Source organism: Wolbachia endosymbiont of Drosophila leontia (assembly GCF_028981785.1).
Classification (GTDB): Bacteria; Pseudomonadota; Alphaproteobacteria; order Rickettsiales; family Anaplasmataceae; genus Wolbachia; species Wolbachia pipientis.
Genome location: NZ_JAPQLK010000039.1, coordinates 1 through 20,286, shown reverse-complemented (window position 1 = coordinate 20,286; position 20,286 = coordinate 1). Strand labels below are relative to the sequence as shown.

The window sequence follows — 20,286 nt, the reverse complement described above, 5'->3', positions numbered from 1 at the left end:
ATAAGACGCCGATACATTAAGTAATCCTTACCTTTTAATCTGCAGATTGGCGAAAGCAAATACAACAGCTTCAGTTTCATGATAAGGGGGCTAGCGGAGTTTGTCAAGGAATTCTTATTAAAACTAAAGAGCTCAAATGAAAGGAGGTAAACTCTAAAGTATACATTTAGTAGCGCTTTCTATGAGAGAAATCGTATTACCTATTCCGTAAAGCTTTATGAAAGATCCCATTCTTGGACCGGTTTTTTGGCCAAGTAACGTTTCATATAATAGCTGAAACCAGTCACGTAAGTTGGTGTAATCATATTTTTTTCCAATAGAAAATACCTGAGATTGAATTTCTTCAGCAGTAGCAGTTGTAGATAGAGAATGTAAAGTGTCCTTCAAATCTAGTAACGCTGCTTTTTCTTTTTCATTTGGAGTTTTATATGATTTTGTTGGCTTGATAAAATCGTGATAATACTTTACTGCAAAGTCTGAAAGTCTATCAAGCATTTTATTATTTTCTGGTGTAACGTTTGGTGCATAAGAGGATATAAAACCCCATAGGATCTCTTTGTTTTCAGCATTACACGCTGCTGCTAGGTTTAAAAGTAGTGAGAAATTTGTGCCTGAAGTTTCTATACTGGGAACATTGCCCTGGTGAATGTGCCAAGCAGGATTATTTATATCCTTTTCTTTGTTCTCATGATAACGCTTTACAAATTCTAAATATTCATCAGTTGATTTTGGTACCACATCAAAATATAAACGTTTAGCTTTTTTAGGACTCTGAAAAATGTACAATGCTAAGCTCTCTGTTGGTGCGTAAGTTAGCCACTCTTCAATTGAAATGCCATTTCCTTTTGATTTTGATATTTTCTTTCCTTCTTTATCAAGGAAAAGCTCGTAGCAAAACAGAAGTGGTGGCTTTTCTCCAAGTATTTCACATATTTGACTTGAAAGCACAGCAGATGGAGTTAAATCTTTTCCGTGAGCTTCGTAATTTACTCCAAATGCGGCCCACCTCATTCCCCAATCAGGTTTCCATTGCAGTTTACATTTTCCTTTTGTCACTGGAACTTCTATTTTTTCCCCGTTTGGGTCTTCATATGTGATTGTTCCTTTCTCTGTATTTGTTTCAATTACTGGAACTTGTAAAACTTGAGAAGTTTTTGGGCATATTGGCAAGAATGGACTATAAGTCTGCTGTCTTTCTTCCCGAAATGATGGAAGCATTACGTCCATCACTTTATCATAATTTTTCAGTAAGAGTAAAAGTTTTTCATCGTAAACGCCAGATTTATAACACTCTGTTGCACTCCTGAACTCGTATTCAAATTCAAACATATCAAGAAATTTACACAACAATGAATTCATATGATGACCATAACTCTGATGAGTGCCAAATGGATCAGGTATCATAGTCAATGGTTTATTTAAGTGCTCTCTTAGCATCTCTTGATTTGGCACATTATCTGGTATTTTTCGCAAACCATCCATATCATCTGAAACTGCAATGATTTTGGTTTTTATACCAGGAGCTATTTTTTTTAATGCATTTACAATAACTGTAGTGCGGAAAACCTCTCCAAAGGTTCCTATGTGGGGTAAACCAGAGGGTCCATAACCAGTTTCAAATATTATTTCTTTTTTATTAGGAAACTCTTGCAATATTTTTTCTGCTTCTTGAAATGGCCAACTTGTCATTATCGGGATTAAATAATGCACCTTAACTTAAAGTGCTACTAGTTTCAATGGATTTTTAATATAATGGTATAGTATTAGTGTTAGAGCTATTATTAGAAGGTTAAAGATATGTCCACAGGTAGTATACAAACAGATCAATTATTTAAAGGTCTTACAAGACCTGCAATGCTCTTTGGTGTGAGTTATATGTTTGCAATATTAAACGTCCTGATTTGCATGCTAATTTTCATTAATTCAAATGATTTAAGAGTGATTCTCTTAATGTTACCAGGTATACATGGACTTGGTTATATAGCTTCTGCAAAAGAACCGTTGTTTATTGAATTATTTATGGTAAAATTGGGAAAGTGCTCGAAATGTTTAAATCGTTTTTATCATGGAGCCAATTCTTATGATATTGCTTAACGTTGTGTGATGCTGAGGTTTAGGGCTGTTCAATCAAAGAATAAATCTACTCTGAGCAGGGAAGTTCACGCTGCTGAATTTATTCCTTATTCTTGCTATTGGAATAGCACAACCTTGATGACAAAAGAAAATTGGTTGGTTAAGGTTATAAAATTAAGTGGCTTTGCATTTGAAACCGCCGATGACGAGGATTTAGTTATACAGAACAACATCAGGAATCAGATGCTAAGAAGCATTTCATCTCCGGCATTTAGTTTGTATTTTCATACTATCAGACGTAAGAAAAATATTTTTTCTGATGAATTTGCAAGTCAAGGTTTGCCGAATTTTTTCGCTAATCACGTAAATCTAAAATGGAGAGAAAAACACGCAACAAGGCAATCATTTATTAATGACCTATACATTACGATTATCCGTAGAGCGGACACAAAAGGAGTAGAATTTTTGTCACATCTACTAAAAAAATTCGGACATGTAACTTCAAAACATGCTTGGGAAAGTGATATACGTGCCACGTATGAAGATTTAGAGGAAACGACAAATCGTGTAGTGACAAGCCTTAGAAATTATTCGCCTAAAATTCTTGGAGTAAAAGAAACTCCAGATGGTTTGTTCTGCGAAATAATGGAGTTTCTATCTAGAATCGTAAATTGTGGCTTCGTTACAAATACGCTTTTTCCGCTAAGAACTGAAATATCAAGATACTTACCAGTATATAGGTTATTCTTTGGCCGTAAGATGATACAGGTTGTGACTCATAATGAGAGTAAATATGCTGGAATAATTAGTATCAAAGAATATGGAAATCATACTTCTGCAGGAATGCTTGATTCGTTTTTACAACTTCCTTACGAGTTTATAATTACGCAATCTTTTCAATTTATAAACAGGCAAATGGCGATTGGAAAAATGCAGATACAGCAAAATCGAATGATACAGTCTGCAGATAAAGCTATTTCTCAAATAGCAGAAATTTCTCAAGCGCTTGATGACGCAATGAGTGGTAAGATTGCGTTTGGTCAACATCACCTGACTATTTTATGTATAGAAAAAAGTCCTAAATCATTGGATAACGCTCTGTCGTTGGTAGAATCAGAGCTTTCTAATTGCGGTGTTTACCCTATACGTGAGAGAGTTAACCTTGAACCAGCATTTTGGGCGCAAATTCCTGGTAATTTCGATTATATAGTGAGAAAAGCTACAATAAGTAGTCTTAATTTGGCTGGATTTGCATCTCAACATAATTATCCTACTGGTAATAAATTCAATAACCACTGGGGAGATGCCGTTACAGTTTTTGACACGACATCTGGTACTCCATTTTTTTTCAACTTTCATATAAGGGATGTTGGACACACTATGATAATTGGCCCAACTGGTGCTGGTAAAACTGTTTTAATGAATTTCCTGTGTGCCCAAGCGATGAAGTTTTCTCCAAGGATATTCTTTTTTGATAAAGATCGCGGTGCAGAGATTTTCTTAAGAGCACTTAGTGGTATCTATACTGTAATAGAACCAAGAACTAAAACAAATTTTAATCCTTTACAACTTGATGATACCTCTGATAATAGAACATTTTTAATGGAGTGGATAAAGTCTTTAATTTCGGTATATAATGATAAATTTACTTCAGAAGATATTGCACGAATTAATGATGCAATTGAAGGGAATTTTAAATTAAGAAAAGAAGACAGATTCTTGAGAAACCTCGTACCGTTTTTAGGGCTTGCAGGTCCTGATACTCTAGCTGGGGCAATATCTATGTGGCATGATAATGGTTCTCATGCTGCAATATTTGACAATAAAGAAGATTTGCTAGATTTTTCACGAGCAAGAGTATTTGGTTTTGAGATGGCTAGCTTGCTCAAAGATCCTGTTGCTCTTGGACCGGTCTTGATTTATTTATTTCATAGGATTAGTATATCTCTTGATGGTACTCCATCTATTATCGTTCTTGATGAGGCATGGGCGTTAATAGATAATCCAGTTTTTGCACCCAAGATAAAAGACTGGTTGAAGGTACTGAGAAAACTAAATGCTTTTGTGATTTTTGCTACTCAGAGTGTTGAGGATGCAAGTAAAAGTGCTATTAGCGATACGCTTGTACAACAAACAGCGACACAGATTTTTTTACCAAATCTGAAAGCTACTAGTGTCTATCGGGATGTTTTTATGTTAACTGAACGTGAGTATATATTAATTAAGCACACAGATCCAAGTACTAGATTCTTTTTGGTGAAACAAGGAGTTAATGCTGTAGTAGCTAGAATAGACTTAAAAGGCCTGGATGATATAATCAACGTATTATCCGGACGTGCAGAAAGTGTTCTATTGTTACACGATATATTAAATGAAGTTGGGGACAACCCAAAAGTATGGTTGCCTATATTTTATCAGAAGGTAAAAAATGTTTAAGACTAAGCTGTCATTGCTATTAATTGCGATATTTTTACTAAATATAGACTTTTTACTCTCATATCCAGTGCTTGCAGATGGAGTAAGTGGTACTGACAAGACAGAATTTGTTAGCAGATTTAATTCCACTGGCAGTTTTAGTCGTGCCTCTAATCCTGATTGTGGAGCGTTTAAAACAGCTGCAGCACTTGCTGGAATAGCGATTGCTGTTGGCGCAATATTTACTGGCATTGTTTTGATCGTTTCTTCTGCTGGTTTGTTTACCGCTCTTGTTATTGTTGGAATGATAGCTGCAATTGTTGGAGTCTGGAAAGCGATAGGAGGGCTTGTTGTTTGTGAACATAGTTTTGTTAAACACCCAGTTGCACGTGATCATGATGGAAAATACAAAAATTTTAAATTAGAAGACACAGGTTATAGTGGCTGCACCAATGAAAATTACCAAACAGAAGAGGAATATTTTTCTTGTTTGCAAAATAAAGCTCGGGAAGACGTGAACAAAAAAGATTATGACGGGAAAAGAGCAGAAAAAGAAGCCTTAAATTCTAACGTTCAGGAGAGTACAGAGAGTTATTACTGGCCAAAAAACGGTGTGCAATACAGTGAATATATAGAAGTGTGTCATCGAAACCCTTTAACTTTTGGTAATCTTTTTAACAAGAAAGACTTTGATTTCAGAAAAGAAACTGGATACATAGATTTTGATGTCAGGGAGAAAGATACTGGATATGTAGATGGGTCATGGTCCCCGAAGGTTGATGGTGAGCTGAAATGTAAAGTTCTCAAAGCAGGACAGAGCGAACCCATACATGGAGCTACATTTAAAGCAGTAAGAAAAATGGGCAGATTATGTGTGGAGTTAGCAAGTGTGAAAATGCTTGGTATCGAAATGACTCCTTGGCCGCAAGGGGTTGATATGGGGTGCACGGAATTGCCACCTGACCCACTTGCTCCTATGTGTGAAAAATCTGTGATGATATTCAAAAATAAAGATGGTACAGGAGAGGAAAAAGTTCCTATTGGTAATAATGATGACTATAAAACTATTATCAGATCTAAAGAAAAAAGACTCAACGGACAAGGGGGGAAAATTTTTGTAGGTTATGATAATGCTGGCTGTTTTAGCTCGTATGTTTCTGAAGCTTGTTATAACCAGGCAGGGAGTAAATCATTAGCTCCTATTCCCGCAACTTCTATGATAGTGCAATGCATTAAGGAATCGTTAGATAATTTAGTTGCAGGTAAAGGTGCACCAAATGGTGAGAGTTTTATATCTGTAGCACAGAAAAGGCTGAAAAACACTGTAACTGCTGTTTTAGTTTTAGCTTTAATACTGTTCTCTATAAAAGCCATGTCTGGTGGAGTTCAGAGGCCTCAAGAAATGTATATGTTGATCATAAAATTCGCTTTAGTGATTTACTTCACAACAGGCAGTACCGTGTCTCATTATTATGGAGAATTAACTCGTCTCTCAAATGGTTTGTCAGAGATAGTGCTAAAAGCATCATCTGAAAGTAAAGGCATATGTAATTATAAAGCAGGTACAGATTATGAATATACTCGTGCAGGAAAGAGGGTATCTTACAGTTATCTTGCACCTTGGGATAGGCTTGATTGTAGAATTTTATTTTATTTAGGTGCCCCTTTAGATGGAATTGGTGGCAAAATTGGTACTGGAGGTGTTGCAACGTTAGCAGTCTTGCTTGGTGCTGCTCCTGTCTTATTAGTTGCAGGTTCGGTAATCGGTATTATTTTTGCTGGTGGACAAATTTTAGTAGCTCTTGTCTGTATATTTATGGCCGTTCTGATGATGATGGTTATTTTGTGGCTGTGCTATGTATTTATTTTATCTCTAGTTGCTTTAAGTGTAATCATCATTTTATCACCTTTGTTCATTCCTATGGTTTTATTCCAACACACCAAAGGATATTTTGAAGGCTGGGTGAAAGAGTTGATTACCTATAGCTTATACCAGGTTATCCTTTTTGCGTTTTTGTCCTTTATGTTCATAGCATGTGATAAAATCTATTTTAAAAATTTAAATTTTGAACTGGACGAGTCATATAAAAATGAACAACCGGACAAGTCATATGAAAAGAAACAAGCAGAAATCTCATATAGTAAGAAAAAACAGTGGTTTAAATTGAAAGATGGGGAATGTGATAAAAATGAAACTACTCTTGCATGTATGATGCAAAATTATAGCTTTAAAAAGAGCAGCATACTTGGTCTATTCGACTTTACATACATGGAGTTTGGCAGCTCTCTCATCGGAGAATTATTAAAATTGTGTTTAGTATTATTCCTCTTTTACCACTTTTTAAACATTCTTCCTGGCATGGCTGCTGAACTTGCTGGTAACCATAGAGCAGCACTTGGCTCAGGTCGGACACCTGGACAAATGGTGGGCAAAGCTTTATCTGCTGCCAAAGCTGCTGCTGGGGGTGTTGCTGGAGTTGCTGGTGCTGCTGCTAAGAAGTTGAGTGGTGGAGACAAGAGTAAATCTCGAGGTTCTGGTTCTAGTAGCTCCGAGAGTGTTAGCAAAAGCACTGAATGAGTTGGATTTATGCTAAAATTTTTGCTGATAATACCGTTTTTTTTTCTGTCAGGCTGCGGGGAACATCACTGTATTAAGCCAGAAAATTTATCAGGTTTGCGTGAAAAACTAGATATAGTGTCAACAGAGCAGAAATGGGTTGATTCTGGTGTTAATATTTCAGATAGAATAAGAGTAACAGAGATTGATATAGTGCCTAGTAAGGTTAATTTTTGTCCTAAGCAGTATGCAGATTTTGCAATTGGGCCTGGGAGAAATGACGTTGCATTACCATTTGCGCTTAAAAAAGGCGATACGATAAGCTTTAGTGTGATTGGAAGTAAAGTGTGTAAAGATAAAGAGAGTGAGACAAAAATCAGGTATTTGAAAATCGACGAAAAGTGTAGCGAGCAAGAAACGGAACATTTTGCACATGTTTTAAATCAAGAGAAATGCCAAGGTGGCAAGGATGGGATATGTCCTAATAAATATATAATAGGCGATGCGCAATGGTTGAGTGGAAGAGAGTACTGGTTTTCGAAGTTAGATCAAGATGAAAGAAAAAAGGAAATTGAAAATATTATTAACTCTATAAAACAAGGAGAGAATATAGATTGCAGCAAGCTTTCAGAGAGCAGTGCAAGTAAGATAGATACGCACATTTTAAATTCACTCTGTAGACGTATATGTAAATTTTCTTCTGGTCGTAGAGGCGAGGATTGCGTGTATATTGAATATAATAATATAGAAATTGAGCTATTCAATGCTTTAAATTCTAGTGGTGAATCTGTTGTTGCTGAAATTATTAGTAACGTATTAAAGGGAAAACAGGTAAAAACTGACATTACATTTCTAAAAGTTGGTATGGATAATGAAACTCTTGAACACATTCCAGGTGGTGGTTTATGTACTAGTTGTGATCATAAGATGGAGAATGACCATCAAATACCAAGTTTAACTTTTAGTCTATGTAGCAGAAATGACAAGAGCTGCTACAATACAAATGACAAAGGCGGGTTCAACATAAGAGTAACGAAGAACCATAGTCTGGAAAATAGCTTGTATATAAGTGTTTCCGATAAATTCCCTGAGCATAAGCCTGGTGAAAATCAAGCGGATATATCTGTAGATATCAGCAAAGTTCATGACATGGAAAACTTGAAAGGAAAATTAAAAGACAAAACAGGCACCATATATTACGGAATAAGAGACCATGGCTGCGATTACAAAAATGAAGGTCAGTTTAGTATTAACCTAACAACTAAAGAGCCACCTACAAAAACTTTTAGTGCAATATATAATTTCTTTGATGAAAAAGTGAAAACTGCATTTTTCGGCTCTAATTATAAAGACCCTAACGCAATTCACTCTGATACTAGTCCTGTGAAGTCTCTTTACGAAAGTTTTATAAAATCAAGCAGAACAAATACCATTAGATCTACTATAATATCACTATTAGTACTATATATAATCTTATATACTCTTTATTACTTTTTTGGATTAACTCATATTTCTATATATGAGTTTTTAATTATATGCGTAAAGATAGGAATCATCGCCCAGCTATTGCAGGATAATAGCTGGGACTTTTTTTATAACAACGCATTCTCTATATTTATTAACACTCCAAAACAACTAATAGAAATAGCAAATTTTAGAGGCACTACTTCAAATGTTTTTGAGTTTCTTGATTTGCCGCTCAATAGGTTCTTGTCATCGCATTCAGTATTGTTAATAGTATCTCTTATATTTTCTGGCCCTTTGGGCATTGTATCTTTTTGCTTGGTGATTTGGGGTTTAATCACAGTGAGCTTATCTATTTTTAATGCCTTATTTTCTTTTATTACATCTATAGCAATAGTTGCGTTATTACTTTCTTTAGCACCTATTTTTATTATTTGTCTTTTATTTGCGTATACTAGGCAGATGTTTCAAAACTGGGTTAAAAATTTAGCAAGATTTGCAATTCATCCAGTGGTCCTTTTAATTTTTATATCACTGATAAGTCAGGTTATGGATTATATTGTGTATTCAGTATTTGATTTTGAGGTCTGCTCTACATGTATACTTAATATTAACCTAAAGATTTTTAACCCTTGTATTTTTTATGGTTATGCTTCCAAATATACACCTAATATTACCGCTATGATGGCTTTTGTTATTTTGGGACACGCTATGAAAGCTTTAGTTGAAGCTTCTTCGGCAATATCTGACTCGTTGTTTGGTGCTTATGTAGCGAGCGAACCTGGAAGACAGTATCAACAAAGCTTAATGGGAGGAGTAGGGTTAGATGAACAAAGCGTTCAAAGAAGAGAAAGAGGAGATGCCTCTCAACAGTCAGGTACGTCAAGACCTCAAATACCACAAGGGACTCAAAGGTCAACGCCTCAGATACCACAAGGAAGACAGCAATGATAAGTAAAAGATCACTATTGTTGATACTGTGTCTTGCAATCACTGGTTGTAATATGGATTGTGTCGAGCCTGGGTTGCAGAGCAAAAACACCAGCGTTAATGTGGATGTTCCAGTTCGTGAAGCCGATAAAATTCATTGGGTTGATTCTGGTCAGGTAATTAGTCAGGGTGAGAAAATCAAATTCACCCTCGATGGATCAGTAAATTTTTGCCCTTTTAAAGAAGACAAAAATCCAAGGAAAGTACTTGTGCCAGCTAGCTTTTGTGCTGATGGCTCAGAACCGAATTATAGTAAGGCTGCGGATATTAATAGTGTACCTAACAATTATGGTGTTAATGAAAGTAAAAACGAACTATGTGGTGGCAAAGGATTTGGCAGCAATAGACGTTATGTGGACACTGGAATTAAAGTAAATCCTGGTGACAAGTTAAGCTTCAGCTTAGTTCCCAGAAAAATAACAATTGATTACGACAATCCAGAAGGGAAAGGCATCAATTTTGATGACAATTGTTATAAAGCTGCAGAAAATGACCGTAAGGAAACTGTATATAAGAAAGCTACAGTGAGTGAAGTACATCAGGGGGGAGAGTTTTTTTGTGATGGTAAAGATGGTACAAAAAATAAAATACAATTTTTACCTCTTGATAAAACAAAAGCAAAGGAAAGCAAAGTGCTAGTTGGCAATGGGTATACCCCATATGATAATAAGGTGCATTTTAATAAAGGTTATATTCAAGACAACGAACCATGGGTATATGGTTCACTACTTGATTTACGCCGCGCTAAAATAGGATTGAACGAGTTATGTGATGGAAAAAACTGTAGTCTTGATGAGAGAAAAAAGTACTCCTCCTATGAGCTTAACTGTTACCATCAAAATATATGCTATACTGAGAAGGGTATATGGAACTATGGTTTAGATCAAGCAGGAGAACGGAACTGTGTCTCCTCTATAAGGTATAAGAAGTACGATAAAGGAAATAAATGTGATATGTATTCTTATCTAGAAAAAATGGAAGGGAATGTTAAAGCAGGTAGTTTTACTGAAGATGATAAATCTTGGGCTGAGGCTCTTGTTGCAAAAATAAGCGATCCAGGTGATGCAAGTATTTCTGAAGGCAAGCGTAATGATATGAAGGGCGATGCTAAAGGTATTCAATGTCTTCCAAAAAGAGGAGAAGCAGGAAAGGAGAAAAATGATAAACTAGTATGCTCAAAAATCAGTGATAATTTTGAAGATTTTTCCTTAAAATTAAATCATGACTATCCAATAGGAAGTGTAACACCTGGTAGCAGTGTGATGCTTGCCATTGCAGATTATGGTCACTATGGAGCTAATAGAGGTGGGTACCATGTTAAAGTGACTAGATCATGTGAATATATTAATGGCGAAAAATTATATGTATATTTAGGTGATGAGCCACCTAAAGATTTGCATGGTGTGGGAACTAATGATTTTAAAGTGGTAGGAGTGAGAGAAAGAGTAGACGGAAAAGATGAGTACACCATATTAGATGTAATAAGCGGAGAACACTTTCAGAACGAGGAGTCTAAGAAGATATATTTCGGTATCGATGTAAGTAACGTAGAGAGAGATGACATTACAGATAAAAATGGCAAATATTACGAAAACAATAAGTATAGTGTAACTTTATTTGTTAAAAGAAAAATTAATGATTTTATTTCATCGAATATAAACGAGATATTTAAGTTTACGAAAGAAGAAGTAATTGGTGACAGCGTTAAAGATTCATATAAAGGATATATAAAAGGCCTTCTTCAGGGGGTAAGAGCTTTGCTTACTCTATACGTTATATTTACTGTCTTTGGCTATATGTTTGGAACAATACAGCTAAGTAAATTTGATTTTATTGTAAGAATGTTCAAGATAGCATTTATAGCTTTTGCCTTTAGCGATAGAAGCTGGGAACTCTTTGGTACAACTTTATCCAGACTTTTTGTAGATGGCAGCACTTATTTAGTTGATAGCTTTTCTGGCTATATAGGGGAAGGGGAGAGAAAATTTGCATTCTTAGACTTAACAGCAGGAGTATTATTCACAACAGAAACTTGGCTAAAGTTTTTATCGTTGATGCTCTCTGGTCCTTTTGGCTTTATTGCATTTTTGGCAATACTCTATGCTACTTTTATGTTCTTAAAATGCATTATTAGCGCTACGTTTAAATATGTGATATCTACTGTTCTAGTAGCGTTTTTACTGTCATTAACACCTTTGTTTATCGTGTTTATTTTATTTCAACAGACTAAACCCTTGTTTGATAACTGGATAAAAACGTTGGCTCATGTTTCATTAGAACCAGTCATTTTATTTTCATCTTTATCTCTTTTAAATCAGTTGATGTATTCAGTTTTATATAACCTCACAAATTTTTCTGCATGCTATCAATGTTTAATTAGCATAAATTTCTTATCGTATGATCTATGCCTGATGAAATCAATACTGCCTCTTGGATACAGTCCTGGCACTAATGTTGATGTTGCACTCAGTACCGGAGAAAGGGCTGGTGGGCACTTTGCAGCATTACCTATAGACCTAATCCAGGCGTTTATATACCTCATTATTGCCGGTGCAATGGAAGCTTTTGTTTCTATATCGGAAACTATGGTACAAACACTATTTAGCTCTGGTTATGGAGTTACTGGCGGTGTTGGTACAGTTGCTAAGAGCGCATCGCAAGCTATGCTGTCAACCGTTGGCCTTGATGATAAGACCCAAAGTATGATACAGAGTATCAAGCAGAAAATGAGTAAAGATCGGGGAAAAATTGAGGCTAAATTACCTAACACGCCAAAGCAACCAGACAAAAAAGAAGATTCTAAAGGAAGTTCTGATAAAACAACGAGTGATAGACCTCAAACATTAAAACAATCAGATCAGCAAAAAAATTCTGATGAAACAATAAGAAGTGATCCTAGTGCTAAAGCTAAAAACAAGGAAGAAAATGGAGAGGAGTAAGATATAAATGATATTATGGAGTAACTAATTAAAAAGATATTTTAAGTAAAGTTTTAGAAATTTATTCTGTATTTGGAAAAAGTTTAGATATGCAATCACGTTTAGGCAAATGTTGGTTTAGGGTATTACTTCTTGCAGCTTATGTGCTGATCACAGGTTGTAGTAAAAACGATATGCCTTTTCCAAGGTGTATATCTGCTGACTATTTTGGTCCTAAACCTATTGCAGTAAGCGCTCATTTTTCAAGCGACCACGATGCGTTTATTCCAGGAGATGGAGAAGTTATTGATCCTGAAACTGGCGAAATTAATTATGGTTTTCACCATAACCAAGTGGTGAAGTGGGAGGATACCGGACTCGAAACCAATGGAGATAGTTTAAAAGTGCGAGTTAATGGTGCATGGACATCTTGGAGTAATAATAACAAGAAGGAATCTAAAAAAGGCAGTTATACCTTACAAAGCTTGGAGCAGTTAAAATATGCAACTAAATTTGAAGGTAAACAAAGTGATAATAGTTTACCTAATTTTCACTTAGTTTGTAATGATTATAAACCTAGCATACAAAAATTTTCAAGTAAGCCTAATGCAAGTTGCACTGTAAATTGCAAGTGCATCAATGAAGATGATAGCGCAAATACAGTATCACGTGGTGCTCCATGTTGGTTTACCAACGGTCATGGTGCTTATCTTTTGTTTCAAACGGGGAAAGATGATCCTAACGAAAATCTAAAGTTAATGCGCGATCCTCAATATCCTACTGTACATCTAGGTTATAACTCCACAGCAGAGGGCGACAATGGATTTTTTACTTTAGACAGAGATAACACTAAATTAAAGGACAGAAATTGTAATGAGTTGAAGTTAAAAAAGGGATGGAAAATATATGTAAAAATATTAGATAGATATTACTTAGATAGTGTAGGTGGCTACTCTTTTGAGTTCTTAAGTGGAGTGCAGCAGCCAAGTAGTTTTGGGTTTTTTGATTACATTTATAACTATCTAAAATGTGTATTATTGATTAACGAAAATTGCAAAGAACATTTTAATAGCAATGATCCTGCAGTTGCACAAGCTATGTTCGAAAATATAGCTGAAAAAGGTACGAGCTTTCACAATTTTGTTCTTTCCTTGCTTGTTCTATTTGTAATGATTTCATCGCTTCTTTATCTTTTTGGCATGATACGAGAAACTAAGCATGATATGCTCATCAGAATGATGAAAATCACTCTAGTAATAGTGCTTATATCTCCTGGAAGTTTTAGATTTTTCTATGATCATTTTCTTGTTTTATTCGTTAAAGGTCTTGAACAATTGATAAGTGTAATTACTAACTTTGCTCCCAACATGAACACCGGAAGTATTGCTCAAGGAGATGAAGCTAAGTTGTTTAGCTTCATGGAGGACATGTTCAATAAATTTTTTGCTTATTCTGTTTGGAAAAAGTTTGCAGCGTTTTTACATTACCAAATGTGGGCAAGCCTTCTTATGATACCGGCAATTTTCATAGGGATTGTACTATACTTCTTGTTGTGCTTGTATGCTTACATAATATTTCTCTCTGGCTTTATGGGTATAGCTTTTCTTATAGCTATCATGCCACTGTTTCTAATTTCTATTTTATTTTCACCGCTGAAAAGTCTATTTGAAGGTTGGATAAAATTCTGCATCAGTTTTTGTTTACAATCGATTATGATATTTACTCTCTTGTCATTGTTGGCTTCAATGATAATGAACACCTTTTATAGACAACTAGGTTTTACTGTATGCTACAATAAATGGTTCGAGGTAAAGTTATGTGCTCCAAAATGGGTGTTTGGCGGTTTTTGTATCGTTGATAAGCAGTACTTTGGTTGGACTCCAGGGCAAATTTTCGTACCTTACACTCTTGGAGAAGCTTCTTCTCTTAACATAGATAAAAGTATAGAAGGTATAGAAAAGATAAGCAGAGAAGGTGGTACAATAAAATTTACTGGTGGTGCTGGATATATCCCGCTTCCACCGGATTACATTGAAAAAGGGTTTCGTTATATAGATTATCCTTTCTTTAACCCAATTCCTGGTACTAAAGAGAATCCAGCAGACCACTATATTGCAGAAAGTGATATGGTAGTAGATAATAGCTGTAGTGTAAAAGATTTAGTGCGTTTAACAAATAGTTTATCCCATGCATCAGAAAAAGCTGATATCTTATTATTGATTAATAATATAAGTAAAAAGACAGAAATCTATTGTAAGCAGCCAGGAAATGAAAGCAGGTGTACTAATTACAAGGAAATCATAGAAAAAGTAATTCTACAGCCAAGTTTAAAAAGTGAAATAAAGTCTTTAGTGCAAGATATAATTAGACAAGATGGGAGCTGCCAATCACAGAATTTTTATAAGGTAAATAGAAACTATCAAGAAAATAGTGATTACCAAAGGGTGCAAGACATACAGAGAGGTTATTTAATCAATGCAGGGGAAATCTTTGTGTTATTCTTGCTTTCATTTTTAATGCTCTCCTTACGCGAGTTCGTACAACAAATGGGCTCAAGTATAGCTGGTGGTGGATTCAGCGTTTACAATATATCTAGAATGTATGAAGCATCGCCTTTGGTTGGCATAATGGAAGGATTAAAACAGCATTATTGGCAAGACGCAATTGGTGGAAAACTAGAATCTTTACGTAATTGGGCTACTCATTTACCGGATAGATTAGCCGGAGGTACAGCTAATCTACTGGGTAGGATACCAAGGGTTGGAGGAGTGCTGAAATACGCTATTGATGTGCCACGTAAATTTGTAGGTGCTACTATTGAAGCAACGAAGCTTGCAACATCGCCTGAAAATGATGTTGATAAGCTCGAGGAAAAAATTTACAGGGCATTTGGAGTTGATAAGGAAGATATTATACACAGAAGGATCGGTAAATATTTAGATTATTATAAAGGATACGTAGGATCACATTTGGGCTATACAATAGAAGATGCTATGAAGTTTACTTGGGAGCATGGTCTTGACTCTATAGGAAAGCATGGCTATGATCATAACCTACTCTATAGAGCAAAAGAATATAGGCGAGATTTCTTAGAGAAGCTTCATGATTACACTATCGGCCGTAAGAGAGAACCAGAAAAAGACAATCCTGATCAATCAAATAAGGTAGAACGAGAGTTAGGCACGGAACTAGTAAGAGATAACCATGATCAGCCACTAGAAGAAGGCGACCCTCTTCGACTACGAGGGGGAGGTCAGCCAGATAAGGTAGTACGAGAACTAAGCACAGAACAAGAAGACAAGCCTAATCAACTACAGCATGATCAGCCAACAGAAGAAGATAAGCCTGATCAATCAAATGAAGTGACACGAAATTTAGGCACGGAACCAAAAGTTTCAGATGAAATTGATGATTTTGGATCTGCTTTTGAAGGTATGGAAAAACGTGCTGAAAGAGAAGGCAGAAGAAATCAAGATAAAGTTTACAACCTCTCACCACTTTTTGAAATGAACACTCCAGAAGCTGTAGAAAAACGTGCTGAAAGAGCTAGAAGAAAAGGAGAAAGAGATCGAAAAGACGAAGTTTATAATCTTAAGCCTTTATTTAAAGAACCAAAAAATCCAGAAGAGTACGTTAGGGCACTTTTTGAAATGAATACCCAGGAAGCTATAAAAAAACGTGCTGAAAGAGAGGAAAAAAGAAATCGAGAAGACAGTAAAAGGAAATTACCGGAACCAATGAGGAAACCAGATGCAAAAGGAGATGAGAAGAGGATTGAAGATGAAGACTAATAAAAATTTCAAAGGCCTTGATTATTATAAATTGCAGCAAGACAAAGATGGCAACATAAAGTTAAATGACTACGACGACGTTTTAAATGCGCGTAGGGCAAGGGTAGACTTGTTGCGGGATAACACATCACTTGACAAGGATGTCAATTTTGCTAAGTTGAATAAAGCTTTGAGTGAGAAATTTGTAGGTAATCGTGGTTTATTGTCTGAATTTGATAAGGAAGACAAAGAGATTGCACAAGAAAGGCTTAAGATGTCCAATATTTTAGACAATCTTGATAATCTTGCAAACATTAAAAGTGAAGAGCTATTGGAGGTTAGTTTATTGCTATCAGATCTTAGCTTCATAGAGAGAAATGTTGTACTAAATACCGATCAAAATTCTGATCTTACAGAGTTTAAAAGTCTATTTATCGAAAAAAAGGCATCTGGTAAAGAGTATAGTAAAGAAGAATGTAGAGGCTTTCTTGATAATATAGATAAAATCAATGCTATAATTAAGTTAGAGTTAGAAAGCAGAATTGAAGGGCTAAATCATGATGAAAAAAATGATCATGATGATTTACAAGATGAGATTGGTCAAGCAATTAATGCAGCAGGCAAATCAGAAAAAGATAACTGATGAGTCTTGTGTTTGTGTTTTTCTTACAAGCGACTCGATAGCTTCTCTCTATTAAACTGCTAAAGCCATATTGACATTAATCATATAGTATAAATCATTAGTTATTTTGGAGCTTATTTAATATGCTACGCATCATTGCAGGCAAATATCGCGGAAGAAAAATAACTACAGGTAAGCATTTAGCTGCACGGCCAACTATGAGTATTGTCCGAGAAGCAATATTTAATATGCTTTCCTCAAGAAAACCTATTTATAACTTGAATGTACTTGATTTATTCTGTGGTAGTGGTTCTTTTTCATTTGAAGCGCTTTCTCGCGGCGCTAAACATGCATTCATGGTGGATTCAGATTATTACAATTTGCAACTGCCTAAAAAAACAGCAGAAGATTTTGGAATTACGAACAATGTCACGCTAATTTGTTGTAGTGCTAACAAATTGCCACAACCTATTTCAAAGTGCGATGTAGTTTTTATAGACCCACCTTACAATAGCAATCTAGTTGAATCAACGTTGAATGGACTAGCTCACTCAGGCTGGTTAAGTGATGATGCATTGATAATTCTAGAGATTAGGAAAAACGAAGATTTTGAGTGCAATAAAAACTTCAGTATAATCTTGGAACGCACCTACGGTATAGCGAGAATAATTTTTCTTTCTCTATTAACTTGAACTTGCATATACTTTTCATTGATGAGTTCCAGTTCTATTTTCGTCAAGTTTCCGGAGAAATTACTTATTCTGTACTGCCCTAGATCAAAATTTTTATTAAATTCAGAGTCTATTAAATATTCATGTGCTTCTTCAATAAATTTATTTTCTTTTTCTTCGTAACTGGTGTGTTTTGTTGTACCATTATTATCCTCACGATAAACTAAATGTTCTTTATGATCAGCATGAATATTTTTATTTTCACAAACCTTTTCAGGATCGTGCTCAAGTACTTTTCTACCAACAATCAATAGCTTATAAGAAATTTCCTATGATTCCTTTTAAGCGAGTTTTGAATTTTTGAAATGTCATGACATTGTTGATACGGTTATCAAGAAACGATAAAGTATCCACAAAATCTTCTGAATAATCATTGATAAAAAAAAGTATCGTACTTAAGTACACTCCAGCTAATATTGCTCTTTTTGTATAGTAGTTAAAATCTGTTGATTGGTCATAAATGCCATACCAAATCGCACTAACAGTTCTGTATAAAAGTTTACTAGAAAAATATGTATTTTTTGGTGATACAGAGAATAATAAAACATTTCTTAAAAGTTCTCTATAATTTGGTAGCTTAGCGTAATTTGAAAGGCGTATTTGAATGGCTAACTTTACTCGCTCTCGCACTTTCATATCTTCTAAATTAGAATCCCTTAGTTCAGCTTCCATTGAGCTATTTAAGTCCTCTGCTATGTGCTCCAAAGCGCTATATATTCCATTCTGAAATTTGCAAAAGCTATTAGCTAGATTAAGGTCAGTGCACACCCTTAATAGGGTTTCATCGCTTATCCCTTCAAATGGAATAACCCTAATTAGCTTATCTATTATTAACTTTTGTTCCACGCAACATCATACTAAACAGCATGTGTGATTGTACCTGAGATTTTCAAACATTCTACAAAATGCTTCACCACGTTCCTCGAAATTTTTCCATTGATCAAAAGAAGCACATGCGGGAGAAAGTAATATTGTTACTTCTTCTGCGCTATTTAAGGCCTCTTCAAAAGCCAATCTGAATGCATCTTCTAGATTGCAACATTTAACATAATCTACTTTATTCTCCATAACATTTGCAAAAGCTTCGGTTGATTCTCCAATAAGAAAAGCTTTTCTAACCCTTGTAAAATGCTTGCTTAATGATTCTATTCCACCTTTTTTGCTTCTTCCACCAGCGATCCAATTTATGTTTTCATAAGATAAGATCGCCTTTTCGCTCGATTTTGCATTAGTTGCTTTGCTATCGTTCACGAAAAACACATTTCTTATTTTGCCAAGCAGTTCATTCCTATGCCTCAGTCCTGAAAAGGACTTGATTCCATTGATAATAGTGTTGCTATCTACTCCAAGTACCTTACATACGGCATATGTGGCTGCTATGTTTTCTGCGTTGGATATTAGGTTTATTTTCACGTCGCTTACTGATAAGCTATGATTCTCTAGTTTTAACGAGATCTTCTGGATCCCAGTGCCCCTTTTGTCATCCAAGTAGCTGACACTGGGATCCAGACAATTTCGATCTATACCAGTAATCTGTTCACTATAATCAAGCAAATTGTTACCTGCCAATGATATTAGATCTCTTGCACCACCCTCTGTCATCTGAGTAGTTGGCAATGGTTTTTCTTTTCTGGATTCCAGCGTCACGCGCTGGAATGACATCGGCGAATATGTTACTGAGATTGGAATTTTGTCTCCAGTGAATTTGTTGAATATATCAGCAGTAATCTCATTGTCACATCCTATTACGGCAACCTCACTACCGTTTATCAGTTTTAATTTAGTTGCTATGTAGTTCTCCATACTTCCATGCCTATCTATGTGATCTGGTGTAATATTGAGCAGTGCTGAAATGTCCACGTTAATTTCATTCATCAACTCCAATTGAAAAGAGGAGAGTTCGATTACATAAATTTCTGCATCTCTTTCTAGATCCAAAACAGGAACGCCTAAATTTCCACCAATAGCTACTTTTTTCCCTGCAGATTTTAATATGTGCCCTATTAGTGATGTAGTGGTTGATTTACCATTTGTTCCTGTGACGCCTATTACCTTCTGGTTCGTAGTTTTAGCTTCAAGAAATAGCTCAATGTCTGATTTTATTTTGCAATCAAATCTCCTTGCAAGTTTTACTATCCAATGTGGCTCTGTTGGCACTCCAGGGCTTAAAACCAATGCACTGATCTCATGCCAATTGTATTCCTTGGGATGAATAAAATTACATTTTTTATACATCATTTTTGCATTTGCTATTTGCTCTTCATGATCATCCCATGCATATATTCTTGCACCACTCTTTGTTAGAGCGTTAATGGCGGATAAACCAGTTTTACCAAGACCAAAAACCGCGACGTTTTGATTTTTGTATTTGTTTAGTTGCACTGCTAGATAACTTATGCGAACCATTTTATAAAGATATCGTACAAATTACAACAGACTTCTTGCATAGGTCACAACTGTCATTCAATAGAAACGAAAAAACTTACTTGACACCCTCCGCCAGTCCCCTTATCATGAAACTGAAGCTATTTATTTATCTTCTCTGTACAGATTAAATGACAAAAAAACTCACGTATCTGGCGTCTCATGTTTAATTTTTTGCACTATGTGCACCTTATGTCTTTATAAAATTTCTAGGTTTTTACCTAATATAGGCTAAAATGCGCTTATAAAGCATTTAAAACATAAAAAAACGCCAACTTAAAAAATGGATAGTGAATAATTAGCTACCCTAGGGTTTCTTTTG

The 20,286-nt window shown here is 35.3% G+C and carries 11 protein-coding genes and 1 pseudogene; 8 read left to right on the top strand and 4 right to left on the bottom strand.

Annotated elements, in window-relative coordinates; translation table 11 throughout:
- Window positions 1-153: 153 nt before the first annotated feature.
- Window positions 154-1,689: a lysine--tRNA ligase gene (locus OZD63_RS01230; protein ID WP_275007900.1), complete on the bottom strand. Its 1,536-nt coding sequence runs from the start codon at window positions 1,687-1,689 to the stop codon at window positions 154-156.
- A 108-nt stretch (window positions 1,690-1,797) separates the two neighbouring features.
- Between OZD63_RS01230 and OZD63_RS01225 the strand changes: the two genes are divergently transcribed.
- From OZD63_RS01225 to rsmD, 8 genes are all read left to right on the top strand, one after another.
- A complete protein-coding gene (locus OZD63_RS01225) occupies window positions 1,798-2,094 on the top strand; it encodes a type IV secretion system protein VirB3 (protein ID WP_007548615.1) in 297 nt (98 codons plus the stop codon).
- A gap of 9 nt (window positions 2,095-2,103) precedes the next feature.
- Window positions 2,104-4,509 (top strand): VirB4 family type IV secretion/conjugal transfer ATPase, encoded by a 2,406-nt coding sequence (locus tag OZD63_RS01220; RefSeq protein ID WP_274979499.1) that lies wholly within the window; start codon window positions 2,104-2,106, stop codon window positions 4,507-4,509.
- Window positions 4,502-7,066 carry a TrbL/VirB6 family protein gene (locus OZD63_RS01215; protein ID WP_275007898.1) on the top strand — a complete coding sequence of 855 codons (2,565 nt, stop codon included), beginning with the start codon at window positions 4,502-4,504 and terminating at the stop codon, window positions 7,064-7,066. The genes OZD63_RS01220 and OZD63_RS01215 overlap by 8 nt, the downstream gene beginning before the upstream one ends.
- A gap of 9 nt (window positions 7,067-7,075) precedes the next feature.
- Window positions 7,076-9,460, top strand: coding sequence for a TrbL/VirB6 family protein (locus tag OZD63_RS01210; protein ID WP_275007896.1), 2,385 nt, complete (start codon window positions 7,076-7,078; stop codon window positions 9,458-9,460).
- Window positions 9,457-12,438 carry a TrbL/VirB6 family protein gene (locus tag OZD63_RS01205; protein WP_275007894.1) on the top strand — a complete coding sequence of 994 codons (2,982 nt, stop codon included), beginning with the start codon at window positions 9,457-9,459 and terminating at the stop codon, window positions 12,436-12,438. Before OZD63_RS01210 ends, OZD63_RS01205 begins: the two co-directional genes overlap by 4 nt.
- An 89-nt stretch (window positions 12,439-12,527) precedes the next feature.
- Window positions 12,528-16,208 carry a type IV secretion system protein gene (locus OZD63_RS01200; protein ID WP_275007892.1) on the top strand — a complete coding sequence of 1,227 codons (3,681 nt, stop codon included), beginning with the start codon at window positions 12,528-12,530 and terminating at the stop codon, window positions 16,206-16,208.
- Window positions 16,198-16,830, top strand: a complete 633-nt coding sequence (locus tag OZD63_RS01195) for a WD_0853 family protein (RefSeq protein ID WP_274979504.1) — start codon at window positions 16,198-16,200, stop codon at window positions 16,828-16,830. Before OZD63_RS01200 ends, OZD63_RS01195 begins: the two co-directional genes overlap by 11 nt.
- Window positions 16,831-16,952: 122 nt before the next feature.
- A complete protein-coding gene (gene rsmD, locus OZD63_RS01190; RefSeq protein WP_182319544.1) occupies window positions 16,953-17,501 on the top strand; it encodes a 16S rRNA (guanine(966)-N(2))-methyltransferase RsmD in 549 nt (182 codons plus the stop codon).
- Here rsmD and OZD63_RS01185 read toward each other — a convergent pair.
- The 3 genes and pseudogenes from OZD63_RS01185 to OZD63_RS01175 form a co-directional block, all read right to left on the bottom strand.
- Window positions 17,459-17,773: pseudogene (locus tag OZD63_RS01185) on the bottom strand (hypothetical protein); the annotation flags it as partial. The gene rsmD and the pseudogene OZD63_RS01185 overlap by 43 nt on opposite strands.
- A 22-nt stretch (window positions 17,774-17,795) precedes the next feature.
- Entirely contained in the window at window positions 17,796-18,386 is a 591-nt protein-coding gene (locus tag OZD63_RS01180) for a COQ9 family protein (RefSeq protein ID WP_274979506.1), read from the bottom strand.
- Window positions 18,387-18,392: 6 nt separating this feature from the next.
- Complete coding sequence (locus tag OZD63_RS01175) at window positions 18,393-19,946, bottom strand: Mur ligase family protein (RefSeq protein WP_275007890.1); 1,554 nt, start codon at window positions 19,944-19,946, stop codon at window positions 18,393-18,395.
- Window positions 19,947-20,286 lie beyond the last annotated feature (340 nt).